General features: G+C 69.6%; 26 protein-coding genes. 14 read left to right on the forward strand and 12 right to left on the reverse strand.

The window, feature by feature from the left end; all coding sequences use genetic code 11:
* Positions 1 to 31 precede the first annotated feature (31 nt).
* Positions 32 to 1,948 carry a PAS domain-containing protein gene (locus AWX74_RS32345; protein ID WP_091284491.1) on the reverse strand — a complete coding sequence of 639 codons (1,917 nt, stop codon included), beginning with the start codon at positions 1,946 to 1,948 and terminating at the stop codon, positions 32 to 34.
* A 725-nt stretch (positions 1,949 to 2,673) separates the two neighbouring features.
* Between AWX74_RS32345 and AWX74_RS32350 the strand changes: the two genes are divergently transcribed.
* The 6 genes from AWX74_RS32350 to AWX74_RS32375 all read left to right on the forward strand — a co-directional run bounded on the left by AWX74_RS32350 (position 2,674) and on the right by AWX74_RS32375 (position 7,461).
* A complete protein-coding gene (locus AWX74_RS32350) occupies positions 2,674 to 3,993 on the forward strand; it encodes a TadA family conjugal transfer-associated ATPase (protein WP_226931038.1) in 1,320 nt (439 codons plus the stop codon).
* Complete coding sequence (locus AWX74_RS32355) at positions 3,993 to 4,853, forward strand: type II secretion system F family protein (RefSeq protein WP_054570614.1); 861 nt, start codon at positions 3,993 to 3,995, stop codon at positions 4,851 to 4,853. The genes AWX74_RS32350 and AWX74_RS32355 overlap by 1 nt, the downstream gene beginning before the upstream one ends.
* Positions 4,850 to 5,959 carry a type II secretion system F family protein gene (locus tag AWX74_RS32360; protein ID WP_091284495.1) on the forward strand — a complete coding sequence of 370 codons (1,110 nt, stop codon included), beginning with the start codon at positions 4,850 to 4,852 and terminating at the stop codon, positions 5,957 to 5,959. The genes AWX74_RS32355 and AWX74_RS32360 overlap by 4 nt, the downstream gene beginning before the upstream one ends.
* A gap of 72 nt (positions 5,960 to 6,031) precedes the next feature.
* Positions 6,032 to 6,352: a hypothetical protein gene (locus AWX74_RS32365; protein ID WP_479724505.1), complete on the forward strand. Its 321-nt coding sequence runs from the start codon at positions 6,032 to 6,034 to the stop codon at positions 6,350 to 6,352.
* A gap of 21 nt (positions 6,353 to 6,373) precedes the next feature.
* Positions 6,374 to 6,895: a TadE/TadG family type IV pilus assembly protein gene (locus tag AWX74_RS32370; protein ID WP_091284497.1), complete on the forward strand. Its 522-nt coding sequence runs from the start codon at positions 6,374 to 6,376 to the stop codon at positions 6,893 to 6,895.
* Between the two features lie 128 nt (positions 6,896 to 7,023).
* Complete coding sequence (locus tag AWX74_RS32375; RefSeq protein WP_091284499.1) at positions 7,024 to 7,461, forward strand: hypothetical protein; 438 nt, start codon at positions 7,024 to 7,026, stop codon at positions 7,459 to 7,461.
* Between the two features lie 243 nt (positions 7,462 to 7,704).
* Here AWX74_RS32375 and AWX74_RS32380 read toward each other — a convergent pair whose 3' ends face one another.
* From AWX74_RS32380 to AWX74_RS32390, 3 genes are all read right to left on the reverse strand, one after another.
* On the reverse strand, positions 7,705 to 8,019 hold the full coding sequence (locus AWX74_RS32380; RefSeq protein WP_091284501.1) for a transcriptional regulator: 315 nt from the start codon (positions 8,017 to 8,019) through the stop codon (positions 7,705 to 7,707).
* Entirely contained in the window at positions 8,016 to 8,417 is a 402-nt protein-coding gene (locus AWX74_RS32385; protein ID WP_479724506.1) for a type II toxin-antitoxin system RelE/ParE family toxin, read from the reverse strand. The genes AWX74_RS32380 and AWX74_RS32385 overlap by 4 nt, the downstream gene beginning before the upstream one ends.
* 581 nt (positions 8,418 to 8,998) lie before the next feature.
* A complete protein-coding gene (locus tag AWX74_RS32390; protein ID WP_242666517.1) occupies positions 8,999 to 9,577 on the reverse strand; it encodes a TetR/AcrR family transcriptional regulator in 579 nt (192 codons plus the stop codon).
* A gap of 287 nt (positions 9,578 to 9,864) precedes the next feature.
* On the opposite strand from AWX74_RS32390, the gene AWX74_RS32395 reads away from it, so the two are divergent.
* Complete coding sequence (locus AWX74_RS32395) at positions 9,865 to 10,788, forward strand: Vgb family protein (protein WP_207550471.1); 924 nt, start codon at positions 9,865 to 9,867, stop codon at positions 10,786 to 10,788.
* A gap of 379 nt (positions 10,789 to 11,167) precedes the next feature.
* Here the strand turns inward: AWX74_RS32395 and AWX74_RS32400 are convergent, their stop codons facing one another.
* Entirely contained in the window at positions 11,168 to 11,608 is a 441-nt protein-coding gene (locus tag AWX74_RS32400) for a WD40 repeat domain-containing protein (RefSeq protein WP_091284503.1), read from the reverse strand.
* Positions 11,609 to 11,815: 207 nt separating this feature from the next.
* On the opposite strand from AWX74_RS32400, the gene AWX74_RS40350 reads away from it, so the two are divergent.
* Positions 11,816 to 11,965, forward strand: a complete 150-nt coding sequence (locus tag AWX74_RS40350) for a hypothetical protein (RefSeq protein ID WP_165615882.1) — start codon at positions 11,816 to 11,818, stop codon at positions 11,963 to 11,965.
* A gap of 64 nt (positions 11,966 to 12,029) precedes the next feature.
* Entirely contained in the window at positions 12,030 to 12,524 is a 495-nt protein-coding gene (locus AWX74_RS32405) for an SRPBCC domain-containing protein (RefSeq protein ID WP_207550472.1), read from the forward strand.
* 23 nt (positions 12,525 to 12,547) lie between these two features.
* Here AWX74_RS32405 and AWX74_RS32410 read toward each other — a convergent pair whose 3' ends face one another.
* Positions 12,548 to 12,952 (reverse strand): YchJ family protein, encoded by a 405-nt coding sequence (locus AWX74_RS32410; protein WP_091284505.1) that lies wholly within the window; start codon positions 12,950 to 12,952, stop codon positions 12,548 to 12,550.
* Between the two features lie 246 nt (positions 12,953 to 13,198).
* On the opposite strand from AWX74_RS32410, the gene AWX74_RS32415 reads away from it, so the two are divergent.
* Positions 13,199 to 13,867, forward strand: a complete 669-nt coding sequence (locus tag AWX74_RS32415; protein WP_091284577.1) for a histone deacetylase — start codon at positions 13,199 to 13,201, stop codon at positions 13,865 to 13,867.
* Positions 13,868 to 13,974: 107 nt separating this feature from the next.
* Here AWX74_RS32415 and AWX74_RS32420 read toward each other — a convergent pair whose 3' ends face one another.
* Genes AWX74_RS32420 through AWX74_RS32430 form a run of 3 tightly spaced genes read right to left on the reverse strand, consistent with a single transcriptional unit; the run spans position 13,975 to position 17,374 of the window.
* Complete coding sequence (locus AWX74_RS32420) at positions 13,975 to 14,460, reverse strand: SRPBCC family protein (protein ID WP_091284507.1); 486 nt, start codon at positions 14,458 to 14,460, stop codon at positions 13,975 to 13,977.
* Positions 14,461 to 14,510: 50 nt separating this feature from the next.
* The gene (locus AWX74_RS32425; RefSeq protein ID WP_091284579.1) at positions 14,511 to 16,472 is read right to left on the reverse strand and encodes a flavin-containing monooxygenase; all 1,962 of its coding nucleotides are present in this window, start codon (positions 16,470 to 16,472) and stop codon (positions 14,511 to 14,513) included.
* A gap of 59 nt (positions 16,473 to 16,531) precedes the next feature.
* Positions 16,532 to 17,374 carry an SDR family NAD(P)-dependent oxidoreductase gene (locus tag AWX74_RS32430; protein ID WP_091284509.1) on the reverse strand — a complete coding sequence of 281 codons (843 nt, stop codon included), beginning with the start codon at positions 17,372 to 17,374 and terminating at the stop codon, positions 16,532 to 16,534.
* A 628-nt stretch (positions 17,375 to 18,002) separates the two neighbouring features.
* On the opposite strand from AWX74_RS32430, the gene AWX74_RS32435 reads away from it, so the two are divergent.
* Entirely contained in the window at positions 18,003 to 19,142 is a 1,140-nt protein-coding gene (locus AWX74_RS32435) for an endonuclease/exonuclease/phosphatase family protein (protein ID WP_165615883.1), read from the forward strand.
* A gap of 166 nt (positions 19,143 to 19,308) precedes the next feature.
* On the opposite strand, the gene AWX74_RS32440 is transcribed toward AWX74_RS32435, so the two are convergent.
* Together AWX74_RS32440 and AWX74_RS32445 are read right to left on the reverse strand one after the other, a co-directional pair.
* Positions 19,309 to 20,598 carry a cytochrome P450 gene (locus AWX74_RS32440; RefSeq protein ID WP_091284513.1) on the reverse strand — a complete coding sequence of 430 codons (1,290 nt, stop codon included), beginning with the start codon at positions 20,596 to 20,598 and terminating at the stop codon, positions 19,309 to 19,311.
* Positions 20,599 to 20,799: 201 nt separating this feature from the next.
* Entirely contained in the window at positions 20,800 to 21,399 is a 600-nt protein-coding gene (locus AWX74_RS32445; protein ID WP_091284515.1) for a TetR/AcrR family transcriptional regulator, read from the reverse strand.
* Positions 21,400 to 21,467: 68 nt separating this feature from the next.
* Here AWX74_RS32445 and AWX74_RS32450 point away from each other — a divergent pair, with 68 nt between their 5' ends.
* The gene (locus tag AWX74_RS32450) at positions 21,468 to 22,340 is read left to right on the forward strand and encodes a class I SAM-dependent methyltransferase (RefSeq protein ID WP_091284518.1); all 873 of its coding nucleotides are present in this window, start codon (positions 21,468 to 21,470) and stop codon (positions 22,338 to 22,340) included.
* Here AWX74_RS32450 and AWX74_RS32455 read toward each other — a convergent pair.
* Complete coding sequence (locus tag AWX74_RS32455; RefSeq protein WP_091284582.1) at positions 22,314 to 23,279, reverse strand: LLM class flavin-dependent oxidoreductase; 966 nt, start codon at positions 23,277 to 23,279, stop codon at positions 22,314 to 22,316. The two genes, AWX74_RS32450 and AWX74_RS32455, sit on opposite strands and share 27 nt — an antisense overlap.
* Before the next feature lie 123 nt (positions 23,280 to 23,402).
* Here AWX74_RS32455 and AWX74_RS32460 point away from each other — a divergent pair, with 123 nt between their 5' ends.
* Both AWX74_RS32460 and AWX74_RS32465 read left to right on the forward strand, forming a co-directional pair.
* Positions 23,403 to 24,203: a helix-turn-helix domain-containing protein gene (locus tag AWX74_RS32460; RefSeq protein ID WP_091284520.1), complete on the forward strand. Its 801-nt coding sequence runs from the start codon at positions 23,403 to 23,405 to the stop codon at positions 24,201 to 24,203.
* Between the two features lie 210 nt (positions 24,204 to 24,413).
* Positions 24,414 to 25,403 carry an MTB12 C-terminal domain-containing protein gene (locus tag AWX74_RS32465; RefSeq protein WP_226931035.1) on the forward strand — a complete coding sequence of 330 codons (990 nt, stop codon included), beginning with the start codon at positions 24,414 to 24,416 and terminating at the stop codon, positions 25,401 to 25,403.
* Positions 25,404 to 25,462: the final 59 nt, after the last annotated feature.

Here is a 25,462-nt window from a genome sequence, read left to right on the forward strand (position 1 = left end):
GGCGCAGACCGAGCTGTGAAGGTCGGAGCCGTCAAAGACCGGAGATGAGGCCCTCGATCTCCGCCTCGACGATGCGCCGATCGGTCACGTCGGCGTAGATCCACACGTGGCCGTGGTAGCCGTTGGGTCCCGCGAGCGGAATGTGACTGCGTTCGAAGACCCTTCCGTCCGCGAACATCACTGTCTCGCGCCGCATGGTCCGTCGGCGCCGCAGCAGGGTGTCCAGCCGGCTCGCGAAGCCCGCCGGGTCCTCGACCAGGCCGGGCAGCGGGCGGAGCTGCGCGCGACAGTCCGTGCCCACCAGATCGACCGGGGACTCCGCGAGATCGAACAGATCGCAGTAGGTCTGGTTCACAGCGACGACCCGGGCGTCCGCATCGGCGACCAGCACCGCTGACGGCAGCTCAGCCATCAGCGCGGTCAGCCAGCGTTCGCGTTCATGGCACGCGTCCGAGAGACGACGTATCTCGGCGAACGCGCAGTCGCAGCTGTCGTGCCCGGAGCCGCTCGCCGGTCCCGGAGCCATCGGGCCACCGAAGGACAGTGACGACCCACGGCGCGGCGCGAAGGAACCGGTCGGCCCTGAGGCCAGCGGGTGCGAACCGCCCGCCGGCCCGGAGCGGCTGGTGCGGTGATGCGCACTCCCCAGATCGCCGTGTGGGGTGACCGCCGCCCGCCATTCCGCGCCGGGGGGGAGCGCGCCGCCGCGCAGCGGCCTCGCGCCGGGCCCAGGCGCCGGTGGACGAAGCCCGCCTGTACCGGCAGAAAAGTTCCCGTTGCCGTCGCCGGCCGATTCCGGTCCCGGCGCGGTCCGTCCCGTGGCACGCGCCCGGGTCGGACCGGTAAGCGGCTCAGTCCCGGGCTGATCACCGAGGGAAGCCTGCTCGACGTGAGTCTCACCGAACGGGATCTCACCGAACGCGGCCTTGCCGAACGGGATCTCGTCGAACGGGATGTCGTTGAACGGAATCTCCCCGGGTCCGGCGTCGTCGAACGGCGTCTCGGTGAAGGACCGCTCGGGGAGTGGCCGCTCGCTGAACGGCCGGCCTGGGTGCTCCGCGGGCTCGACGGCCGGCGGATCGACCTCGCCCGCGGAGGGCCGCCGAGGAGGCGGAACCGTCCAGCCCGGACCCGCCGACTCCTCATCGTCGGCGGGGAGGAGCCAAAGGTCGTCGGTGGCCAGATCGAACCGGTCGAGTTCCTCTCGGAGCAGCTCGACGGTGTCCAACGGCAGGTCGTCTGGTCTGGCGTCGTCGGCAGCGCGGTCATCGTCCGCGGGTTCGGACCCGGCGACCGCTCGATCATTGGCCGTGGTCTCGCCGGTCCACTCGATCTGCGTGCTGCCACGGTCGCCCGCAGGCTGGTCGACCGCGGGCTCGGCGGCGTCTGGACCCAGCAGCTCGGCGGCCCACAGCGAAGGGTCGAGGTTGCCCAGTTCCAGATCGCCAAGTTCCAGATCGCCCAGCTCGAGGTCGCCCAGCTCGAGGTCGAACCCGAGCCTCTGGCCGGGCCTTGCCCCTGGGTTCGGGTCCGGTAGCTCGGCATCCGCCTCGCCACGGTCCGGTACCGCGGTCAGCGTGCCGGCGAAACGGCGATGTCCGTTCTCGCCCACGACCGCGGCCGCGCGCAGGATCGCCGGCCGCGCCGTCCCGTCCGGCTGAAGCAGCCGGACCGGGATCGAGAGCTCGTCACCCTCGGTTACCAGGAGGTGCCACTGTCTGGTCACGGTGCGTACATCCTCAGGATGCACGGCGCGTTCCCAGCCGCGCCCCACCGCCTTGTCGCGAGGGACTCCGGTCAGCACGGACCAGTGTCGATTCACGAATACATGCCGACCTGAGACGTCGGCGGTGAACACACCGACCGGACAGTTGTCGACAATTCGTCGGAATACATCCCATGCGGTCGCGAACACATCGGACGGCTCGGCGCCGTGGTGGGTGTTCATCACTGTCCCCGGGTGAGTGTCGGTCGGCGTGCTCTGAACGCCGCCGCATTCCGCGGCGACGCTGGGGCAGCCGTGCCCGGTGGGCGTTCGGCGGTACGGGTCAATGGCTGACCGGGCACGTGAATGACCCCCGAGGCAGGCTTCGGCGGCGGTCGGCGACGTGCGGGGCGGTGTGGGGGAAGTACCGCCGGTCGGCGCGGACCGTGCGTTGTCGGTTTCGAGTGCGGTGGCGCGGCGTTCCAGTTCGGTGGAGTGGCGAGTTCCGGTACTCCGGTGTGTGGGTGTGTGCTGGCTTTCTGGCCGCCGGCAGATTACCGCTCCAGCGCCTTGATCCCGGCGTATACGGCCGGCGTTTCGGTGCCGATCTGTCGACCCGTTGTCGGGGTGGATGGCAAACCCGTCCGACCGTGTGGGTGCGTCACGACAACTCGGGCAAAAGTGCCCACGGAGATCGTTGCCAGGCCGGGATGATAGTTACGGAAAGTAATCGTCGAGGTGTGATCTGGTCGGATCGCGCGCGGTGGGTGGCCGCTGGTGGTCCGACCCGGCGCCAAGGGGTGCCGGAGGTTGTGCGAACGTTGTTGCTTGAGTACCTGCTTGGAAGGGTTGATAGGGAGTGACCGACTTTCTACGCTTCGTGGCAGGTCTTTCGAAGGTGCGCGGCAGGTTGCGTCGATGGCGGTGAGGAGCGGCGATTCTCCGTGGCGGCGGTACGCGGGAACTGGATGGATGCGACCTCTCACGTGGAAGGAGAGGTCCGTGAACTGATACGTCGTCGATCACTCGACCCGGTCCGGGAACCCGCGCACATTCGCCAGCTCGTCGACGACGTTGTCGCCGACTACGAAGAGCGTGCTCTCACCAGTGACCTTCCTCCGGTGGTGGACCGGGATGCCACCGCCCGTTCGGTCTATGACGCGGTCGCCGGTTTCGGCCCGCTGCAGCGGCATCTCGACGATCCGACGGTGGAGGAGATCTGGATCAACGAGCCCGGCCGGGTGTTTGTCGCCCGGCACGGCCGCAGCGAGCTGACCACCGTGATTCTCACCCATGACCAGGTCCAGGACCTGGTGGAACGCATGTTGAAGTCATCCGGTCGCCGGGTTGACCTGTCCACCCCGTTTGTCGATGCGATGCTTCCCGACGGATCCCGCCTGCATGTGGTCATTCCGGACGTCACCCGGGTGCACTGGTCCGTCAACATCCGCAAGTTCGTCCTGTCCGCGTCCAGCCTGGACGAGCTCGTCGCGCTCGGGACGATCACGCCGCACGCGGCGCTGTTTCTGGAAGCGGCGGTGATCTCCGGGCTGAACGTCATCGTCGCCGGCGGCACCCAGGCCGGGAAGACGACGCTGCTCAACTGCCTGGGCTCCGCGATCCCCGCCCGCGAGCGGGTGATCAGCGTCGAGGAGGTCTTCGAGCTGCGACTGCGCGCGCCCGACTGGGTCGCCATGCAGACCCGGCAGGCGAACCTGGAGGGCACCGGTGAGATCCGACTGCGGCGGCTCATCAAGGAGGCGCTGCGGATGCGCCCCGACCGGATCCTCGTCGGCGAGGTGCGTCAGGAAGAGGCCCTCGACCTGCTCATCGCGCTCAACTCCGGGCTGCCCGGCATGTGCAGCCTGCACGCCAACTCGGCGCGCGAGGCCGTGACCAAGCTGTGCACCCTCCCGCTGCTGGCCGGGGAGAACGTCACCCACGCCTTCGTCGTGCCCACCGTCGCCTCCAGCGTCGACATCGTCGTCCACCTGGCCAAGGAGGCGGACGGACGTCGCCGGGTCACCGAGATCGTCGCGCTGCCGGGTCGGGCCGAGGGCGACATCGTCGAGGTGGCCCAGATCTTCCAGACCCACGGCTCGATGCTGCTGCGGGCCGACGGCTACCCACCCCACCCCGAGCGGTTCCTGCGCGCCGGCTACGACCTGGCCGCGCTGCTCGCCGCACCCGGACACGAGCGCGGCTACCCGCACCCGCACCAGAACCAGCAGCAGCCGTACCAGCAGAATCCCTACCCGCACCACCCGCAGATCGCGGTCGAGCGCTGATGGGCATGTTCATCGGCCTGCTCTTCGGCCTCGGCCTGTTCCTGATCGTGATGAGCGGGCGCCCCCGCGCGAGGGCGCAACGAGCCGAGCCCACCTGGGCCCGCAACCTGCGCGAGACGCTCGTCCAGGCGGGCATCCGCGGCGTGAGCCCCCAGCAGTTCGTCCTGATCAGCGCCGCGCTGGGGCTGGTCGTCGGCCTGGTCGTGCTGGCCTTCTCCGGGACGTTCTCCCTCGCCGGCGCGTTCGGCGTGTTCGCCTCGCTGCTGCCCCGCCAGCTCGTGCTGCGCCGCCGCCGGGGCCGCATGCACGACCTGCGCGAGGTGTGGCCGGACGTCGTCGACAACCTCGCCAGCGCCGTTCGGGCCGGCCTGTCGCTGCCCGAGGCGCTCGCGGCGGTGGGTGTGCGCGGCCCGGTGGCGCTGCGCCCCGCCTTCACCCGCTTCGGCGAGGACTACCGGGCGACCGGTTCCTTCTCGACCTGCCTCGACCGGCTCGCCGACGAGCTGGCCGACCCCGTCGCGGACCGCATCATCGAGTCGCTGCGGATGGCCCGTGAGGTCGGAGGCACCGACCTGGGCCGCCTGCTGCGCACCCTGTCGACCTTCCTGCGCGAGGACGCCCGCACCCGCGCCGAGCTGGAGACCCGCCAGACCTGGACGGTCAACGCCGCCCGGCTCGCGATGGCGGCCCCCTGGATCGTCCTGCTGCTGCTCGCCAGCCGCGGCGAGAACGTGCGGGCCTATGACAGCCCGACCGGGGTGGCCGTGCTCGCCGGTGGCGCCGGCGTGTCCGTCCTGGCCTATCTGATCATGAAGCGGATCGGGCGGCTGCCCGAGGAGGAGCGGGTGCTGCGGCCATGAGCACTGCGGCGACAGGCGCGTTGGTGGGGCTCCTCTTCGGCGTCGGCCTGGTCATCGTGATCTTCCGATCTCCGCCCGCCCGCAAGGTGCGCCTCGCTGACCGGATGGATCCCTACCTGCGGGACACACCGTCCCCGTCCAGGCTGCTCTCGGACGCACCCGAGCCAGGTGCGGCCGCCGGCCGCCGGGCCACCGACTCCGCCTCGACCTCCTCCGCCACCGCCTCGGGGCCGGGGTCGGGGTCGGCGTCAGCCGGGTCAGGCACGCGGTTCGCCGCGGGTTCCCGGCGCGGGGCGCACGGCCGGCGCGCGGCCGGCGCCGAGACGCGGATCCTGGTCGGGCTGGGCACGGTGGAGGCGCTGCTCCGCCCGTTCATCGCGGACGCCGCCGGGCGCCTCGACCGCTTCCTCGGCGGCCGGACCGCGCTCACCCGCCGGCTCGTCCAGGCCGGTGGCCGGACCACCATCGAGGAGTTCCGGGTCCAACAGGTGATCACCGCGGTGGTCGGTGCGCTGCTCGGGGCGTCCGTGCTGGCGCTGCGCACCCTGCTCGGCATCGGCCCGCCGGCGCTCGTCGGCGTCGCGCTCGTCGTCGCCGGAACGGCCGGCGGCATCCTGGCCCGGGACTGGTGGCTCACCCGCGCGATCCGCGAGCGCGAGGACCGAATGCTCATGGAGTTCCCCACCGTCGCCGAGCTGCTGGCGCTCGCTGTCACGGCGGGGGAGTCCGCGATCGGCGCGCTGGAAAGGGTCAGCCGCCTCACCCGCGGCGAGCTCGGCACCGAGCTGCGGCTCGCGCTGGCCGACGCCCGCGCCGGCGCCACCCTCGTCCAGGCCCTCGAAGGCATCGCCGCCCGCACCTCGCTGCCGCCACTCACCAGGTTCGTCGACGGCATGGCGGTGGCGATCGAGCGCGGCACACCGCTGGCGGACGTCCTGCGGGCACAGGCCGTGGACGTCCGTGAGGCCGGCAAGCGCCAGCTGCTGGAAGCCGGCGGGCGCAAGGAGATCGCGATGATGATTCCGGTCGTCTTCCTGATTCTCCCGACAACGGTGATCTTCGCGTTCTACCCGGCGCTCGTCAGCTTCACGGTGATCGCGCAGTGACGTTTCCGGTGCCATCCGGCACCGGGCGGTGCCGAACCGATGGCACCGATTGATCGGATCCTGGGAGGGGACATGAGAAGGATCAGAGGCAACACCAGCGACGAAGCCGACCGCTCAGCCGGCAACATGGACGGCGACACGGCCTGCCGCACCGCTGGTCGTACAGCGGGCAAGCGAGTCGGTGCCACCGTGTCGCGAGCGGCGGCTCGCTGGGCGTCGTGGCGGGCCAGGCTGGCGGCGGCCGGAGCCGACCGCGGCGACGTGCCCGGCTGGGTGATGGTCACGGTGATGACGGCCGCGCTGGTCGTCGCCATTGCCACCTTGGCGACGCCGGCACTGCAGACCCTCTTCACCTCGGCTATCGAACAGGTGACCGGCATCGGCGGGAACTGATCGACCGCCCTCGCACCGGCCGTGCCCGGGCGAATCCGGAGGTTCCTGCCTGGCGCCAGGAGCCCGCAGCCGGATGACATCCATACCGCCGGCCCCACTGACCCTGCGGGCACCACTGACCCTGCGGGCCCTGCGGGCACCACTGACCCTGCCGGCGAGACCAGGCCTGCGGACGGCGGTTCGGCGATCGTCGAGTTCGTCCTGGTCGGGACACTGCTGCTGATCCTCATCCTGGGCGTCATCCAGGTCGGGCTCGTCCTGCACGTGCGCAACACCCTCGCGGCGGACGCGGCGGAAGGCGCCCGGCACGCCGCGAACCTCGACGTGCCGGCGATCGAGGGCGGCAGCTACGCGCGGCGACTCATCGCCGAGTCGCTGCCCGGCCGCTCCGACGCCGTCTGCACCGGCCAGGAGGAGGACGGGCCGGGTGACATCCCGCTCGTCCGGGTCACCTGCACCGTGGTCGTGCCGCTGAGCCTCGTCCCGCTCGGTGACGGCGTCACCGTGACGGTGACCGGCCACGCGCTGAAGGAGACCCCTTGAGGCCCTCGAGCCGCAGCCGGCGCTCTGGACGAGTCCGCGGCCGCCGTGCCGGCGGACGTCCGCACCCGTCGCGGTGGCGCCTGTCGCGGCGGCGGCGGCGACCGGCCGAGGGGGACCGCGGCTCGGCGATGATCGAGTTCGTCGGGCTGTCCCTGGTGCTGCTGATTCCCTTCGTCTACCTGTTCCTGGCCGTCTTCGCCGTCCAACGCGCCGCGTTCGGGGTGACTCAGGCTGCCCGCGAGGCAGGCCGCGCCTATGCCACCGCCCCCGACGAGACGGCCGGCCTCGAACGCGCCCGACTCGCGGCCCAGCTCGCCTTCACCGACCAGGGCATCCACGCCGCGCCGGAGATCAGGTTCGCCCCGCAGGGAGCCGACTGCGGCGCGGGCAACCCGGGCGACGGCGCCGCCACCCTGGAACCGGGCGCCCGCTTTGTCATCTGCGTGCGCGCCCTCGTCCCCCTGCCCGGCGTTGGTGCCATCGCCGGCGGCCTCGCCGATGTCACCGTCAACGGCCAGTTCACCGTGGTCGTCGACGCATACCGGGCCGACCGGTCAAGCACCTGACCTGCGGGTTTGTCGAGCGGATGATCCGAAGTCTCGTGGCATAGCGCTTGGAGGACCGTTAACTGGCGGAAACCCGGTGGTACCGGTGCTCTCTGGAGTGTGCAGGGTTACGCCTGATCGTGCGGTTTCACGGCGTCCGACGGACTTTTCGCGGACTGTGATTGTGGCTGGTTGTGTCAGCTTGCGCGGCCACCCTCGCCGGCCGAGCGTGGCAATCGCGATGTGCAACCGAGCTGCGGACAGTCAGGCGATCTGGCGGAGATCGTTACCGTAGTCGAAGATGATCCGCAGGCGGGCGCCGAGTGCCCGGGCGTACCGGCTCAGCGTCGCGACCTCGTTCGCGTCGAGGTCGCCGTTCTCGATCTGGCTCACCCGGCCCGGGGAGACGCCCATCAGCTCGGCCACCTCGCGCTGGGTCAGCCCCAGCCGCTTGCGTTCCTCGGCCAGGTGGAACGCGCTGATCCAGGCTTCGGTGCGTCCGCGCTCGGCCGCCAGCGTCTCCTCGTCACCGTCGTGCAGTTCGGCGCGGATGTCGTCCCAGTCGTGGAACTCGGTCATGAGTTCTCCCGCCGTTTCCTCTCGAAGGCCAGCCATGCACCGTAGGCAACCTCTGCCGCGGGGATCGCTGTCCGGTACCACCGCGACCAGTCGCCGGCCTTGTTGCCGACAACCAGCAGCACCGCCTGCGACCACGGGTCAAAGACGAAGATCACGCGGATCGCGACGTCACGGCCCGATCTCGGCCGCAGCTCTTTGAGGTTCTTGATTGTTGATCCTGCAGGGTGTCGACGAGGGGCCGCCCGAGCCCGGGGCCGATCTCTGCAGCATGTCGATCGCGATGTTGACCGATCGGTAGGTAGCCGGGTCCGACTGGCGGAGCACGTGCAACCACTCTCGCACCTCGGACGTGACCTTGATCCTCCATCGTTGGGGTGGCTCCGCCGACACGGGATCAACTATAGCTTGAGCTATACATCAACTCCATGTCGACGGAAGGTTCCGCGGAGGGCTGCGCTGACGGTCGAGTTGACAGTCAGGTCGACGGGCGGATCGAGCAGCGGTGGGCACCAGCGGACGAATCTCTGCCGCCGATGTCGCGGACAGTCGGGTCGAGGGTCAGGTGAGGCTCGCGGGCGCGCTGCGGCGTGATACCCGTAGGTGCTGCGCGTGGCCGATCGGACGCTGATCTCGACGGGCGAGGCCGCGCCGAAAGGAGATCTTTTGTATCACGGTGAACTGGCGCGCTTTCGTTCACGGCGGATCAGGGTCTTCGCAGGTGAGTACAGCGATAACGTGAAAAGAACGGCCAGTTCACCCGGCTCGTCGATGCCTACCGGGCTGATCGTTCGGGGTCCTGGCCAACGGCTGCGCTGTCGTGATGACCTGTGGTGCTGTGGCACGGCGCTCCGAACAGCGATAACTGTCGAGGGCGCAACCTGGCGGAGGCAGGGTCTGGAGAAGAGCCTCGCCGGTTCGTGGGAGTCGAAACGGGCCGGGGAAGTCTCGCCCTCCGGCCGTGGTGGGCGGCCTGTGAGACTCAATCAGGTGAGTTGTGGATGCGTGGCGGCACAGTGCCTGGGGAAGTGCGGTTACCGGGCCTGAAGGCGCCGGCCGATGCTGCGACGGCCGCGTCGTGGGCTGCCTGGTCGGGGAGTCGCTGGCTGGCTGGTGTGCGGAGAAGGATCAGCTGGTGGTAAAGCGGGGCGGTGGCGGCTATCAGGAGCCGCTGTGGGTCGGTGTCCGCGGGGATTTCCGCGCGGGTGATGGCGTGGTCGACGACCGGCCGGCAGCGGGTGTAGCGGTCGGTCCAGAAGGCCTGCAGGGCACGGGCCGCTTCCGGTGAGCGGAAGGAAGCGGCGATGAGAGCGGTCGTTATCGGCGGGTCCGCGGTGAGAGCGGCGTAGATCTCACGATTGATCGCGGAAAGGTCGCCTTCCAGAGTGCCTGTATCCGGTGGCTGCCAGCTGCCGGCGGTGGCGTCGGCGAGGACGTCGGCGAGCAGGCCGCCGACGTCGCGCCATCGTCGGTAGACGGTGGTGCGGTGCACACCGGACCGGTCTGCGATGGTGTCGATGGTGAGGCCGTCGTAGCCGTGTTCGACCAGGTCAGCGCGCACAGCCGCGAGAACCAGCGCCCGGATGCGGGCGCTGCGACCGCCGGGACGCGTGCGAACGTCTGCGGGGCCAGGTGGCGGCTGAGGGCCGTCCGGTGCCGCGTCCGGGTGGGGTTGAGGCATCGCGAAAGTCCTTTGCCTGACGGGTGCGACCGTGACACGATGCTAACGCTACATCTATCGCGATAAGGGGCTGCGATGATCCGGTCGCGTTGATCGGCGCTGGCGGCAGGTCGCCCCCTTGTCTCCGGCAGCCATGATCGTGACCGCGCTCTTCCGTCAGGAGACCCGTGATTCCCCACCATGGACACGCCCTGATCCGCGAGATGCGGATAGCTGGGCCTGATGCTGGCCCCTACGACCTGAGCGCCGAGCCAGACGGGACGCTGTGGGTCACGATGGTTCACGCCGGGCGGATCGCGCGGCTGACCCCTGGTGGTCATCTTGACTCGTATCAGCTCACCCCGGCCTCCTGCGGGCCGTCGATCATCACCGAGGGTCCGGACGGCGCGATGTGGTTCACCCGCAACCGTGACCACCGGATCGGAAGGATCGCCCGCGACGGCGCGACCACGTCCTTCCTCGTCCCTACTCCGGACGGTGGGCCCTTCGGTATCACGACCGGCCCGGACGACGCCCTGTGGTTCACCGAGATGAACAGTGACCGGATCGGACGCATCACCACCGACGGCACGATCGCCGAGTACCCGCTCCCCGTGACCGGTGCCCTGCCGGCGGCGATCACCGTCGGAGCCGACCAGTCCGTCTGGTTCACCCTCAACCAGGCCAACGCGATCGGTCGCATCACTCCCGCCGGGAAGATCACGCTTCACCTGCTACCCACCCCGGGCGCGGCTCCGGTCGGGATCTGCCGGAACACCGATGGCGCGATCTGGTTCGTGGAGATCGCCGCCGGTCAGATCGGCCGGATCCGCACCGACGGAAGGATCGAGGAGTTTCCCCTTCCCGATCGGGAGGCCCGGCCTCACGCGATCATCGCTGACCCGCTCACCGGCGGCTGTTGGTTCACCACCTGGGCCGCGGGCCGGATCGGTCACATCACCCCGGACGGAAAGATCGACGAATACGAACTGCCGACGTCGTCCAGTGAACCGCACGGTCTCACCGTCACCGGAGACGGGACCGTCTTCGTCGCTCTGGAAACCGGAGGACTCGCGTGCCTGGAGCGGACTGCGGTCGTTTCTGAGAACTGACCCCGTTGACCACGGCCACAGCGGTTGGAAGACCGACTATGTCATGGTGAGCTGATGAGCTCGACCGAGTCCACGGCGCGCCCACGCTCGGCTGCAGGCGCGGACGTGGAAACCGAATAGCGACCGCCTCCACGGACCAGAGTGACCCGCCAGGGACAACGGTCATCGACACCACCGGCCAGACGATCGTGACCACCGCAGCCCAGATCCTCGACGTCTGGCTGAATCGGCCCGGAGACCGGAGGTGACGCGACCCCCGGGCGGGAAAGGGGAAATGGGCGTACGCATATCTGTTCCCGGACACGGCGGGCCGGACAGCGTTGACGGCGCGTCATGACACCTTGGAGACCCTGCGGTCGGCCAAGGGCGACTCGTCCTCTTACGGCGCCAGCAACCGCACCGTGCGGTCATCGGAGCTGACGGCGAGGGTGCGCCCGTCCGGGGAGAACGCCACGGACTCCAACCGGCCGGTGTGGCCGGTGAGGGTTTGGCCGACGAGGGTGGGTCTGGTGCGGTCGGTGACATCCCAGAAGCGCACCAGTCGGTCGCCGGAGATGGTGGCGAGGGTGCGCCCATCAGGGGAGTAGGCCAGATCCAGCACCCACAAGAGGGACGGGCTTTCGCCCGAGACGATCGGTTCGCCCAGGGCTGTGGGTCGGGTCGGGTTTGTGACGTCCCAGAACCGGGTCGTGTAGTCGGAGGCGCTGGTGGCCAGGGTGCGTCCGTCGGGGGAGTAGGCGATCGACATCAGCGGGTTGGCGTGGCCGGTGAGGGGCTCGTCGAAGGGGGCCGGACTGGTGCGGTTGGTGACGTCCCACAACCGCGCCGTGCGGTCGTAGGAGCTATTCAGTGATCATGTCCTGCCGAGGTGTGGACGCCTCGTTCGGATCGTCCCTGATCGCTCTCCGCATAGTGCGATCACCCTAGCGCCGCAGGGGATCTGCCCGCCTCCGGGCGGGAACGATCCCCCGCAGGCCGCGGAGCACCGACCGGTCCGGCAGCGGCGTCGACAAGGCGATCTCGGTGCGTGCCTCTGGGGGGCGCGCCGGTGGATCTGATCCCGAAGCAGGGCATGGTCATCGCCGGTGAGACGGACAACCCGGCGGACGCGATCCGCCGGGTGCTGGCCGTGCCGTTGGAAGGCGCGCCGGCTGAGGAACGGCTACACAGGCAGTGAGTGTCGTTTTCCGCCCCGCCTGCTCGGGCCGATCGTCTCCGGAAACCCTTGAGATGATGGGTCGGTGACGACGGCTGCAGCTGCTTCATCCCTCATCCATGGGTCCTGCACGCTGACCCGTGATCTGGCGGTGCCACCAGGCCGCGTCTTCGCGGCCTTCTCCGACCTCGCGCTGCGCCAACGCTGGTTCCGCATACCCGGCGAGCCGGGGTCGGCCCATCACGAGCTGGATTTCCGTGTCGGTGGGCGGGAGGTCGCCCGTGGCACGTTCGCTCCCTCCGGTGTTCCGGAGCAGGTCGAGTATCGCTCGGAATTCCTGGACATCGTTCCCGATGAACGCATTGTGTTCACCTACGCGATCACGGTTGACGGCCGCCGCCACTCCATATCACTCGTCACCGTGGAGCTGGCCGCGGCGGGATACGGCACACGTGTGACCCGCACCGAACAGTACGTGTTCCTTGTCCTCACGGGCGATGGCGGGGTCGACGTCGCCCATCTCGAAGGCAGCATGCGGTTGCAGTTCAACGGACTGGAATCGGCCGTAGGCCGTCCGTGAGCTGGACGGGGCCGGCAACCGGATCACCGGTCGCGGAGCAGCGGTCCCGTGCCGGCATCCACATAGAGCCATTGGCCGTCGATCCGCGTGAACGTGCTGCGTTCGTGCTGCACGTGACGTTCGCCGTCCGCCGTGCGTGCGATCGCGCGGAATTCCACGACACCGCTGTCGTCGCCGGGGCCGCCGTTCACGGCGTCGACGATCTGCAGGGCGCGCCAGGTCAGATCGGCGTCCAGCTCCAGGCGTCTGGGACGGGTTGAAGGATGCCAGGTGCGCAGCAGGTAGGGCGCGAGGCCGCGGGCGAAGGCGCTGTAGCGGGACCGCATGAGAGCTTCGGCGGTCGGCGCCGGGCGCCCGAGGTGGAAAGGCTCGCAGCACTGCGTGTACTCGAGGCGGGAGCCGCATGGGCACCGATCGACGACGCTCATGCCGTGTGGCGCGGTATCACGACGGGCCCCCAGGAACGCATAGCGTGGGCTGAGCTGGTGCCCGACACGCTATCGCGGTGGGGGTCCCGCCGTCGGGCGCCATGATCCGCGGGTGCGGCGGGGATGACAACTGCCAACGGTCCAGGACGGAACGGGGCCGGGACGTGCGCGGACGTCAGCCGGCGGCGAGTGGTGGGTAGGGAAGCCGAGGTGGCGGTGGCCGAGGTGGCGGTGGCCGAGGAGACGATGGATCAGGCGGGCACGCCGCTGGTCTGGTACGTCAGCTACGGGTCGAACCTGCGGTCGTCGCGGCTGGCCTACTACCTGGCGGGTGGGGTGATGCCGGGCACGACCCACACCTACCCCGGTTGCCGAGACCGCCGTCCGCCGCGTGCCGCCGCACCGCTCCTGCTGCCGGGATCGGTGCACTTCGCCCTGGAATCGAAGGTCTGGGGTGGTGGCATGGCGTTCTACGACCCGGCGGCGCCCGGGCTGGCCGCGGCCCGCGCGTACCTGCTCAGCCGTCAGCAGTTCGTTGACGTCGCGGCGCAGGAGATGCACCGGGAACCCGGCGGCGACCTCGACCTGACAGCTCTGACAGCTCTGACCGCTCGGCCCGGCGCCGGCCGGGCCGTTCTCGGGCCCGGCCGGTACGAGACGGTGCTGCTCGTCGGGTACTGGGGCCCGGTGCCGTTGCTGACGTTCACCGCCCCGTGGGCGCTGGCCGATGTCGCTCTCACCGCTCCTTCCGGCGCCTATCTGGACATGCTGGCGGCCGGGTTGGGCGAGTCCCACGGCTGGCCGCCGGCGCGGATCGCCGCCTACCTGGCCGGGCTGCCCGGCGCCCGGGGCGTCTGGCAGCCGGACGAGATCGCCGGACGTCTCATCGCCGCGGAGGCGACCGAACCCGCCTGATGATTCCTTCTCGCCGCGGGTGAGGCGACACGCTGCCATCATCGGCACGCCTGCGCACCAGGGCGGGCTGACGGCGTCGCGGCAGCCCGGCAGGATCGGCTCTGCTTCTAGCCGGCCGACTGCCCTGGGTGTTCCACCGTGCGGGCGAGGATGCCGAGAGTGGCGCGTAGGGCGGCCTCGGGGATGACGGGGAAGGCGCCTCTGGTGCGATACGCCTCGTCGATCTCGCTCCAGTCGTAGTACGAGGTGACCATGGTTCCGGCGTCTTCTCGTTCGAGACGGTATCCATACAGGTGGCGCGGTGGGGGATCAAGCATCACCCCTCGGATGGTCCACTCGATCAGCTCGTCGGCGACGAACCGCGTGATGACTACGGTGACCTCGTACTTTCCGAGCGGGTAGTCGTTGAGGGACTCGCGGTCCATGTGCATGACGAACTCGTCGCCGACGCCTGTCGCCGGCTTTCCGTCGCTCCACTGGAGCATCCCGGAACTGTCGATCGACACGTGGCCGCGCGGGTCGCGGAGCACCTCGAAAATCTTCTCGGGCGGCGCCGCGATATACCGTCGCACCTCGAATCTGGCGTCATTCACTGGACGCTCCTCCACCTTGTTCCGCCGTCCTGTTCCTCGGTCTCATCCGACTATCCGATGACCAGGTCGTCGTGGTTCGGCCTCCGTAGTCGGTGCCACATCTCGTTTCCGGGGAACGGACAGTTCGTGACCGATCGGCCATGGTCGTTGCGGTAGTAGCTGTTCGCCCGTGGATCCATGTAGATCTTGTGCTTCTCGCGGGCGTCGAGCTGGTCGTTGTACCGCCAGTAGGCCTCCTCGGTGACCTCGACGGTGCGCTTCCCGGTGAGGATCAGCTCCTTGGCGAGGTCGAGGAGGTAGCGGGTGACCATCTCCTGGTGGTTGATGACGCCGAGCCCGCCGTACGGGTTCATGTTCGGCCCGTAGATCAGGAACAGGTTCGGGAAACCTGGGAGCATGGTTCCGATGTAGGCGCGGGGGCCGTCCTTCTGCCAAAGGGTGTGGACCGACAGCCCGTTCCGCCCGATCACGTCCATCGGCCAGAGGCATTCGTTCGCGCGGAATCCGGTTGCGTAGACGATGACGTCGACCTCGTGGTCGGTGCCGTCGACCGTGCGTACGCCGGTGGGGGTGATCCGCTCTATCGGGTCGGTGACGAGCGTGACGTCATCGCGCATGATCGCGTCGTACAGGTTGTAGGTGGCATCGACCTGAACGGGCCGCGCGGAGAACGGTGGGTGCGGCGGGATCATCTTCTCGGCCAGGTCCGGCCGGCTCGCCAGCTTCTTGCGTATGAATGCGACCCGCTCGTCGCGGATCTCCTTGTTGACCTCGCTGCGCGCGAACTCGTCGTCGAAGTCGGGGTCGATCTCGCGCAGCGGGCCGGACTGGTACGGGCCGAGCAGCCACGTCGTCCGGAAGCGCATGAAGTGCGGGTGCAACGGCAGGTTCCGGTCCAGCCAGCCGACCTGGTCGGGGAAGGGCGAGAGGTATCCGGTGTGTTCGAAGAGCCACTGCGGGGTCCGCTGGAGGACGGTGACGTGCCCGGCGAGCTTTGCCAGCTCGGGGACGAGCTGCACGCCCGAACAACCGGTGCCGATCACGGCGAACCGCTTGCCGGCGAGGTCCAGGTCCTCCGGCCAGCGCGCGGTGTGGAACGCTCGGCCCTCGAATGTCTCCATTCCGTCGATGTGGGGGATGCTCGGCCGGGAGAGCAGCCCGACCGCGCTGATGACCGCGTCGGCGCGCAGCACCCGCTCGCCATCCGGGCCTCTGGCCACGACCTCCCAGGTCGAGGTGTCCTCGTCCCAGGTCATCGTGGAGACCTCGGTGTCGAACACGATGTGCTCGCGCACCCCGAACTCGTCGGCGAACCAGTTGAAGTACTGCTGGTTCTCGTCCCGTGAGCACCATGGTGACGGGGTTTCCGCCGTTACCCCGAGGATGTGGGTGTAGGCCCGGCTGGGGGAGTCGACGCGGGCACCGGGATAGCGGTTCTCATACCAGGTTCCACCGACACCGGAGTTCTTCTCCAGCAGGGTGAAGGTGATTCCGGCATGTTTGAGCTGGGCCGCCACGTTCAGGCCGCCCATGCCGCCACCGACGATGACGACGGAGAAGTTCTGGAGGCGTTGCGGGTCGGGCGCCGGGGTGTCCGCGTCCCAGGACAGCCCGCGGGCCCATGGGTCGAGGCCGAGCTCTTCCACCCACAGCTCGATGTCCTCGGCCGGTACCTCGTCCACACCCCCGGCCAATGCGAGGCTGCGCGGGAGCCGCTCCCGCGGGCCGGGGCCGAGTGGACCCGCACCTGAGTCGCGATAGTCCTTCAGGAAACGGGCGGTCCTGCGCCGCAGAATGTCGACGTCGGCTGGGTCGGTCAGCCCGAAGGAAAGATTTCCACCCACATAGCCGGGTACCGGGCCGATCTTTGTGGCGGCGACGCTCTCATCCCCGGTGAGCTGGTACAGCAGCCCGCGTAAGGCTAAAGGATCGGCGTAGGTCACCGCGTCGTCGATCTGCTCGTCGCTGGCGTCGAGAAGCTCCGGCCGAGACTGCCCGTTTCCCGTGGTCACGTCTTCCACTACCTCCGGTTTTCCGTGGTGGCGACATTCGCAGAAGTACGAGCAGTCGCTCAGGCTGGTGGCGGCGGCTGCACAGCCCGCAGATGGTCCGCCATCATCAGCGGTGTAACCGCCATCACCCCGCCGTCGACCGGCAGGACGACCCCGGTGATCCAGCGGGCCTCGTCGCTGGCGAGGAACACGGCGGCCCAACCGACGTCCCAGCCGTCGCCGCCCGTGCCCAGCATCGTTGACGCCGCCGCCATCCGCTGGCGGTAGTCCGCTTCCGGAGTGACACCGACGACCGAGAACAACAACGGGGTCGTGATGTGGCCGGGGGCGATCGCGTTCACCCGGATTCCCTGCCTGCCGTGCGCATACGCCATGTCGACGGTGAGCGCGTGCATGCCACCCTTCGCCGCGGCATAGCTGGCATAGCCGCCACCGCGGACCCCGGCGATCGAGCCGATGTTCACGATCGACCCGGAGCCTCTGGCCGCCATCACGGGGACCGCGCTCTTACTCGCGAGGAACATCGTGCGCAGGCTGAGCGCCTGCACCCGGTCCCAGTCGGCCTCGCTGGTGTCGACGACGGTGCCGGCCGTCGAGACGCCGATGTTGTTCACCAGGACGTCCACCGTGCCGAAGGTGTCGACGGCCGTGGCGACCATCGCCTCGCAGTCCGCCGCCTTCGTCATGTCCCCGGCGAAGGTGACGGCCTCCCCGCCCTCACCCTCGATGATCTTCTTGGTCTCGGTGGCGCGGTCGGGGTCGATGTCGGCCAGCACCACTCGCGCGCCCTCGCGGGCCAGCAGAATGGCGCAGCCTCGGCCGGTTGCCATGCCGGGGCCTGGCGTCGAGCCGGCCCCGGTGACGACGGCGACCTTGCCGCCGAGACGCCCCTGCGTGGTCATTCGCAAACTCCCGGTCGGCGCGTTGTCTGACCAGCACGTTAGTTCGGACCGGACGGCGTCACAAGTGGGTGTTCACTTTCTTTGTCGGCCAGAGTCCCGCTCGGGTCGGGTGACGGCTCGTCATCCGGGCTGCCCGCAGGACGCGGCGGATGAACGCGGCTCGGCTGGTGCGCGCCGGCGCGGAGTAGGCGGACGGAGTAGGCGGACACCGCGTCGGTGCCCCGCCGATCACCGGGCAGGGCGGACCATCCGGCGGCTCGTGCTCTCGGATTCGTGCTGATGCGGTGCGCGCGAGGCGATCTTCGTGCTTCCTGTCCGGGCGGGCCGGCGGCAGGCTACGGATCGGAGCCGGGCTGGGCGTGCCGTCACTCTCGGACTCGGACGACAACGCGGATGAGAATCGACGACGTCACGGTGAACAGGTGCGCTCCACTCACTTCTGAATCGTTCTTTGCGTCTCGGCGGCGGAGAACGCGGGCTGGGGCTCGTACTTGATAGTCCGGCGAGGCCGGCTTCTCCACGGGAGTCCCGCGGGAGCGTGAGTTCGGTCCGGCGTGTCGAGCCCGGTTTCGCTGTCCGGCAACCGATGCTCCTCTCGTCCGCGGGAAGATCCGCTGGGAATTCCGGCGTGACTGGCGCGGTGTTTTTGGGAGAGAGGTCCATGAAAGTCGCTCGATTCACCGGGCTTGGTTCGAAGGTCCGGTCCAGTTGTATCGTCGGTACACTTCTGTTGGGTGCGCTGGTCGGCGTCGCTACGCTGCCCAACACGGCCGCGCTCGCGGACGGGCCCGACAGGGCGAACATTCGCGTCATGACACAGAACACGTATGTGGGCAGCGATTACCAGGCCATTGTCGACGCGAAGACGCCGGCGGAGTTCGCCGCGGCGGTGACGCTGACATACCAGCAGATTCTGGCGTCAGACCCGAAGGCGCGCGCCGCCGCGGTTGCCCGCGAGATCGTGCGGAACCGGCCCGATCTGGTCGCTCTGCAGGAGGCGGACATCCTACGTACCGGGGCGGCGCCGGCGACGAACGTGCAGTCAGACCAGCTCAAGGCTCTCCTCGCCGCGCTCCGCGCGCAGGGCCAGCCCTACCAGCCGGTGGCGATCGTGCCCGAGCTCGATGCCGAGTACCCGAGCACCCTTGGCTTCGATGTACGCATCAGCGCGCGGAACGTGATTCTTGCCCGGGTCGGTCGCGTCAGGGTGTCGAACCTGCAGGCACAGACGTTCGCGGTCAACCAGGTGTTCCAGTCCGCGGTCGGCTCGATTACCTTCCGCAACGGCTGGACGTCGGTCGACGCCGTCGTCGGTGGCCGCGCCTTCCGGTTCGTCACGACCCACCTGGAGTCGAGCCCGCCGTTCACCACGCAGCTGGCGCAGGCGCGGGATCTTGTTGCGAGCGCGGCGAACACCCGGCTCCCGGTGGTGTTCGCCGGTGATTTCAACACCACGGCCAACGACCCTCAGAACCCCACATTCCCGACGTACCAGTTCCTGCTTGATTCCGGTTTTGTCGACGCCTGGGCCAAGAAGAACCCCGGAAATCCCGGCTTCACCTGCTGCCAGGCGCCCGACCTGCGTAATCCGGTCTCCGCCCTGATTACGCGAATTGATCTGGTCCTCTTCCGTGGAGGCTTCGACGTGGCCGATGTCCACCGGGTTGGGGACAGTCAGAGTGACCGCACGCCGTCAGGGCTGTGGCCGTCCGACCATGCTGGCGTCGTCGCGACTCTGCGGCTGCCGGACCGGGGGCACGGCGGCTGAGAGCCGTCATAAGTAGCCGGAACACCCGAGAAGCCCGGTGTACCCAGACACCGCGATGTGCTGGGAGGCCGGTGCGGGTGGCCGTCGTCGTGCCCGCGCAGGCGTGGCGCACGACGACGGCCACCGCGCTGAGGTCGATTCCGAGGGGTTCATCCGCACCAGGAGGTTACGGCGCTGTTCGAGTCCCGCTTTGGGTGGTGCGGGGCAGGTCCGACGCCCGTGAGCCCTCCAACCTGACCCGCAGGCTCTGCAGGCCGCGGATGGTCAGGGTCTCGCGATAGGTCGGCTCCGGATCCAGCACGGCGAAGGCATGCGCGTGGCGCAGCAGCGTCGTCAGGACGATCTCAAGCTCAAGCCGGGCGAGCTGTGCCCCGAGGCAGAAGTGGATGCCGAGCCCGAACGCCAGGTGGCGAGGAGCCGGAGTGGGGCCGGCGAAGCGGGTCACGTCCAGTCGGTCCGGGTCGGGGAACACCCGGGGGTCCCGGTTGGCGCCGGCGACCAGGATGACGACGGCCTCGCCGCGGCCGAAGTCCCGGCCGGCCAGGTGCCGATCCTGGAGCGCGACCCGGTTGGTGAAATGAACCGGCGGATCGAACCGGAGCAGCTCGTCGACGGCCGAGGGGATCAGATCGGGCCGCTCGCGCAGCAGGTTGAGCTGGTCGGGGTGACGGCCCAGGGCCAGCACCATGTTGCCGGTCATGTGCACCGTCGTCTCGTAGCCGCCGAAGAGCAGCAGTACGCAGATGTCCTGTAGTTCCGTCTCGGTGAGACGATCCCCGGCGTCGTCGATCGTGGCCAGCTGGCTGATCAGGTCCGGCCCCGGCCGGGCGCGGCGTTCGGCGACCAGCTCGCGGAAGTATTCGGAGAACGCCGCCGCGGCGATCTCCCGGCCGCGCAGCTCGTCCTCGACGAGCAGCGGATCCGGGTCCAGGCCCCTGGCCAGTGCCCGGACCCAGGTGTCGAAGCGCGGGTGGTCCTCGATCGGAACGCCGAGCAGCTCGCAGATCACGGTGATGGGCACGGTCGCGGCAAGATCGGCGACGAGGTCGAACTCGGCGGCGGCGAGCGCGCTGGCCACCGCGCGTTCGGCGGTCCGTTCGACAAGCGGGCGCAGCCGCTCCATCGCCCGTGGGGTGAACGCCTTGCTGACCAGCCCACGCAGGCGTGTGTGGTCGGGTGGGTCCATGCGGATGAAGGATCCCGGGATGTTCTCGGCCACGACACCTGGTCGGATGGGGCTGATTCCCGCGGAGTATCCGTGGCCCCACCGAGGGTCGCTCAGGACCGTCATGCAGTCGTCGTGCCCGGTGACCAGGTGAACGTCGAACGGGGTCGCGACGAGCGGGCCCAGCTCGCGGGCAGCGTGGTAGCAGGGGTACGGGTCGTTGCGGTTCTCGAGGCTGAACATGTCGAGGACCGTGTCGAGGACCGTCTGGGCCGGGTCGGGGGCAGGCATCGCCCTTGTCTCCTCGCTTCGGGCTCGCCCGACATCCAGAGGCCCGTCGGCAGCAGTACTGCGCGGCGAACCTCGGCCGATCATCCGGGCGAGGGGAACAGGTTGGACCCTTCCCCACTGCACCCTGCCCGGCATCCTGGCGCCCGGCCTGGCGGATCAGAACCCGCAATCAAACGATTCATTCGCTCGCCGGCTGGTTGTTCATGATTCTGTTTCTCGCAGTGCGCCGGCGAGGACCGCGACCACCATTGCGCGGAGGGCATCGGTTCGTGGTGGCGTGCCAGTGCGATCGGCGAACAGCAGATGCCCAGCCCCGATCAGCGCGGGAGCGAGCGTGTCGATGTCGGCGTCGGCGTTGACGCGACCCAGGTCGCGTTCGGCGGCGAGGTAGGAAGCGATCATGGCTGCGGCCTCCGTCAGGACCGGGACGCCCACCGGCCAGGTCCGGCGCAGCCGGGCGCGCAGCTCGTCCCGGAAGGTGATGAGGGGGACGATCGCCACGGCCACCGAGGAGAACAGGTCCGCCAGGACGCCGGTCAGGTTGTCGGCGACGGTTCCGGTGCCGGCGGTCTCGCGCAGGGCGGTGGCCTCGGTGCCGAGTCGGCCGGCGCGGTCGAGCACGAACTCGGCCAGGAAGTCGTCGAAGTCGTCGAAGTGCCGGTGCAGGACGCCCTTGGCGCACCCTGCCTCGGCGGTGACCGCCCGGCTGGTCAACGCGCTCGGCCCCTGCTGGCGCAGGACCCGTTCGGTGGCGTCGAACAACTGGGTGCGCACGTCGCGGATGTGTACCCCTGTCGGCACCGCCGCGTCCTCCTCCTGTGAAGGCTCCGATCGCTCCCTAGTGGGCATGCGCCCACTAGGGTGGGCGCATGCCCACTAGTTCGCAGGATCAACCGCGACCATCGGGGAACGAGCCTCATCGGGCCAGGCGGGTCGCGGAGTCCTTCGGGGCGGACGCCGAGCGCTACGACCGGACTCGCCCGCACTATCCTGACGCACTCGTCGAGCGGATCGTCGCCGCGAGTCCCGGGCGCGACGTGGTCGACGTCCTGGACATCCTCGATGTCGGCTGCGGCACCGGGATCGAAGCCCGGCAGTTCCAGGCGGCGGGATGCCGGGTGCTGGGAGTCGAGCCAGACCCCCGGATGGCCCGGTTCGCGCGGCGCCGCGGAACCGACGTCGAGGTGGCGACCTTCGAGGACTGGGACCCGGCCGGCCGGGATTTCGACGCGGTCGTCGCCGGCACGGCCTGGCACTGGGTCGACCCGATCGCCGGGGCGGCCAAGGCGGCCCGGGTGCTGCGGCCCGGTGGCCTGATCGCCCCTTTCCACCACGTCTTCCAGTACCCGCCGGAGATACTGGACGTACTCGGCGCTGCCTACCGGCAGGCCGCGCCGGACACGCCGGTCAACCTCGACCCGCTGCGCCAGGCCCTGGACGCCTACCAGGCGCTTTTCACCAAGATCGCTGACGGTATCCGTAGTTCGGGCGGGTTCGGTGAACCGGAGCAGTGGCGGTTCGACTGGGAGCGCACCTACACCCGGGACCAGTGGCTGGACCAGCTACCCACCCACGGCGGGCTCACGCTGCTCCCACCGGATGGGCTGGCGGCGGTCCTGGCGAGCATCGGCACCGCGATCGACGCGATGGGCGGCAGCCTCACGATGTCCTACGCCACGGTCGCGGTCGTCGCGTCGCGAACCGGCGCCGTCGGATCACAGGGCGAGTTCGTGGTCCGTTGATGCCTGGAGGGCGGGGATCAATGCGCTGACCCGTTCAAGCTGGTCGAGCTGCGAGGTCAGGTCCAGGGCACCCAGCCGGGTGACGAGGTGGCGCGCTCCGGCGGCGACATACCGGGCCAGGCCCGTGAGGACCTGGTCGGCCGGGCCGGTGAGCACCGCCTGGATCCTCGCCAGATCGTCCAGTGGCATCCCGTAGGTGGCCCGGGCGTAGTCCTCCATTGCTCGGCGGCCGCGTTCGGGGTCGTCGTCGATCCGTACCGAGACGAACAGTGCGGGGGTGATGTCGCCGTCGGCCCGACCGGCGCCGGCCGCCGCCGTGCGGACGTCCCGGAGCCCGGACGCGTAGTCGGCGGGGTCGGGCGGGTAGGGCAGCCAGCCGTCGTACATCCGGCCGGTGCGGCCCAGCGCGGCCGGGGTCGCGCCGCCGAGCCAGATCGGTGGGCCGCCCGGCCGGAACGGCCTGGTCGCGGGCGGGAGGTCGGTGAACCTGAGGAGCTCGCCGTGGAAGGAGCCGGCGCCGTTCCACAACGCCCGCCACAACGCGACCGTCTCGTCCAGTCGGGTGAAGCGCCGTTCCCACGGCACCTCAGACAGGTCGTAGAACGGGCGGCCGAACGGGCCGGGGAAGCCGGCGCCCACCGCCACCGTGAGCCGCCCGCCGGAGAGCAGGTCGATCGACGCCAGGGACTGCGCGGCCTGGACCGGCCTGCGCAGGAACGGCAGCAGCGCGCCCGTTCCCAGGGCCACGGCCTCGGTCGCGGGGGCGAGCGCGGCCAACATCGTCAGCGCTTCGATGCGTGGGCTGATCAGCGTGTCGTTGACGAAGAGCGAGGTGAAACCGAGGCCTTCGGCCCGGCGCCCGAAGGCGACCAGCTCGCGGGGATCATCGCCTGGGCCCCACTGGGAGGCGCCGGTCGGAAGCAGTACGCCGATGTTCATGGCGACGATGCTCGCGGCCGCGTGGTGCGGCAACAATTCCCGGCAGGGAATGCCCAGCGGCGATACCCAGGCGGGGAAGGCCGTCGGGGAATGCCCGGGAGCCGTCGCCGGTACAACAGATCCGTGGACTTTCCCCGCGCGCTCCGCGACCGCCGTACCCACCGGCGTCTCAGCCAGCTGGATCTGGCGCTGCGGGCGGGAACCACCCAGCGCCATCTCAGCTTCATCGAGTCGGGCAGATCCGTCCCCGGCCGGAACATGGTTCTGCGCCTGGCCGAATCACTCGAACTGCCGTTGCGGGAGCGTAACGAGCTGCTGGCCGCCGGATACGCGCCCGTCTACCCGGAGAGCTCGCTCGACGACCCGGCGCTGGCCCCGGTGCGCGCGGCGATCGAGCACATCGTTCGTGGGCACCTGCCATACCCGGCACTGGTCGTCGACCGCAACGGTGACCTGATCGCGGCGAACGACACGTTCGACCTGATCACCGAGGGTGCGGCGCCCGAGCTGGTCGGCCCGGGAAAGAACGTCTACCGGCTCGCGCTGCATCCCGACGGCATCGCGCCGCGGATACGCAACCTCGCCGAATGGGCGCGGCACATCCTGGCGCGCCTGGGCCATCTGACGCGGCTGCGCGCCGAACTCGCCGGCTACGTTCCCGAGCTGGCGCCGTCGGACGGGTCTCTCGGTTTCGCGGTTCCGCTCCACCTGGGGTCATCACGCGGTGAGCTGCGCCTGATGACGACCGTGACGTCCTTCGCCACCGCCGTCGATGTGACCCTCGCGGAGCTGAAGCTGGAGGCGTTCCTGCCGGTCGACACCGCGACGGCAGCGGCTCTCTCCGCAGCCGCTCTCTCCGCAGCCGCTCTCTCCGCAGCCGCTCCCTCGGTAGCCGCCCTCTCGGCGGCTACCGAGGCCGGCTGAGGCTTTCCGGGCCGGGTGTGGCACACACGCACTCGCTGTTGCCGCGATGTTGCGTAGCGGCGCCGAACGTTGGGGAAAGTTTTGGGCTGGCACGTAAACCTGGCCGCACCGAAGTCGCTCTTAGGAGGTGGAAACAGCCGAAGGGCAGCTGGGGTACCCGGTGGGTGATGTCACCGCCACCAGCGCCCACCAGAGCAGCAGGAGGCGTCGATGGCGGAACGTCCTGACAGCCCGTCCCTCATCCGATCGCGGTGGCATCCCTCGGGGCGGCGGCTGACCCGCGCCCTCGGCAGGCTGACGGCGGTGGCCCTGGTCGGGCTGGTGACCGCCACAGCCGCGGGCCCGGCGTCGGCTGCCGGCCCCGGCGGTGGCGGCCCTGGCGGTGGTGGCGGCCGGACGTCGGCTCCGACCGTGGACGGGGTGAAGGTCGGCTGGCTGCCCAGGGGCGTCAGCCTCGTCGATGTGCAGCCGACCACACGGATCGGCAGGAATGTCATCGTCGCCCGTTTCGAGGGCGCTGACACCCGCGTTTCGCTGACCATCCAGCGGGAGACACCGGACGCCACGCTCGATGAAGTGGCCAGCGCCTACGCCCAGTACTACCCCGCGCAGTATCTGGGACGGATCGCGCTGCGCGGCACCGAAGCCGTCACCCTGCGGGCCAGCAGCGGCGGAATCAACGAGCTGACCTGGGTCGAAGGTGACCCGTCCGTGGTGCTGACCGTCGGCGGCTCCGTCGGTGGGATCAAGACCCCCACGGTGGGCCCGCTGCCCGAGGCCGACCTGCTCCGCATCGCGGGTTCGCTCACCGTCGGCCCGGCTCCGGCGCAGACGGCCTGGCAGAAGGCGTCGGAACCGCGGATCAGGGCTGCCTTCCCGGCTGCCCTCAACAGCTCCGAGGCCCCGCCGCGGGTTCCGCTGGCCGCCGTCGAGAACGGCCAGCGCCTGGTCAGCCTCCTGGAGCAGTTCCGGGCCACCTACCCGGGCCTGACCGCGCAGATCACCGTGAACCAGGTCTACGTCTGGGCGCATGACCGTGCCTCGGTCACCTTCACCATCGCCTACAGCTACGGGGGCTTTTCCGGTTCGATCGGTAGCAGCGGCCAGGCAGTGTTCGACCACGGCTCCTGGAAGGTCTCGGAGCAGACCTACCGCAACGTGCTCGGACTTGCGTCCGGGCTCGGAGGTGCTGTGGCGTAGCCCGCTGACCAGCGGTTTCCGGAGGTCATGCGGCCATGATGCGCCGCGCCGCCGGAGCC

The organism is Parafrankia irregularis, assembly GCF_001536285.1.
In the GTDB taxonomy this organism is placed as follows: domain Bacteria; phylum Actinomycetota; class Actinomycetes; order Frankiales; family Frankiaceae; genus Parafrankia; species Parafrankia irregularis.

What these genes read in the sequence shown, in the direction of transcription:
- AWX74_RS32345 (WP_091284491.1), bottom strand. Translation starts at nt 1,948, where the DNA reads ATGAACACCCACCACGGCGCCGAGCCGTCCGATGTGTTCGCGACCGCA.
- AWX74_RS32350 (WP_226931038.1), top strand. Translation starts at nt 2,674, where the DNA reads ATGGATGCGACCTCTCACGTGGAAGGAGAGGTCCGTGAACTGATACGT.
- AWX74_RS32355 (WP_054570614.1), top strand. Translation starts at nt 3,993, where the DNA reads ATGGGCATGTTCATCGGCCTGCTCTTCGGCCTCGGCCTGTTCCTGATC.
- AWX74_RS32360 (WP_091284495.1), top strand. Translation starts at nt 4,850, where the DNA reads ATGAGCACTGCGGCGACAGGCGCGTTGGTGGGGCTCCTCTTCGGCGTC.
- AWX74_RS32365 (WP_479724505.1), top strand. Translation starts at nt 6,032, where the DNA reads ATGAGAAGGATCAGAGGCAACACCAGCGACGAAGCCGACCGCTCAGCC.
- AWX74_RS32375 (WP_091284499.1), top strand. Translation starts at nt 7,024, where the DNA reads ATGATCGAGTTCGTCGGGCTGTCCCTGGTGCTGCTGATTCCCTTCGTC.
- AWX74_RS32380 (WP_091284501.1), bottom strand. Translation starts at nt 8,019, where the DNA reads ATGACCGAGTTCCACGACTGGGACGACATCCGCGCCGAACTGCACGAC.
- AWX74_RS32410 (WP_091284505.1), bottom strand. Translation starts at nt 12,952, where the DNA reads ATGAGCGTCGTCGATCGGTGCCCATGCGGCTCCCGCCTCGAGTACACG.
- AWX74_RS32415 (WP_091284577.1), top strand. Translation starts at nt 13,199, where the DNA reads ATGGATCAGGCGGGCACGCCGCTGGTCTGGTACGTCAGCTACGGGTCG.
- AWX74_RS32430 (WP_091284509.1), bottom strand. Translation starts at nt 17,374, where the DNA reads ATGACCACGCAGGGGCGTCTCGGCGGCAAGGTCGCCGTCGTCACCGGG.
- AWX74_RS32440 (WP_091284513.1), bottom strand. Translation starts at nt 20,598, where the DNA reads ATGCCTGCCCCCGACCCGGCCCAGACGGTCCTCGACACGGTCCTCGAC.
- AWX74_RS32450 (WP_091284518.1), top strand. Translation starts at nt 21,468, where the DNA reads ATGCCCACTAGTTCGCAGGATCAACCGCGACCATCGGGGAACGAGCCT.
- AWX74_RS32455 (WP_091284582.1), bottom strand. Translation starts at nt 23,279, where the DNA reads ATGAACATCGGCGTACTGCTTCCGACCGGCGCCTCCCAGTGGGGCCCA.
- AWX74_RS32465 (WP_226931035.1), top strand. Translation starts at nt 24,414, where the DNA reads ATGGCGGAACGTCCTGACAGCCCGTCCCTCATCCGATCGCGGTGGCAT.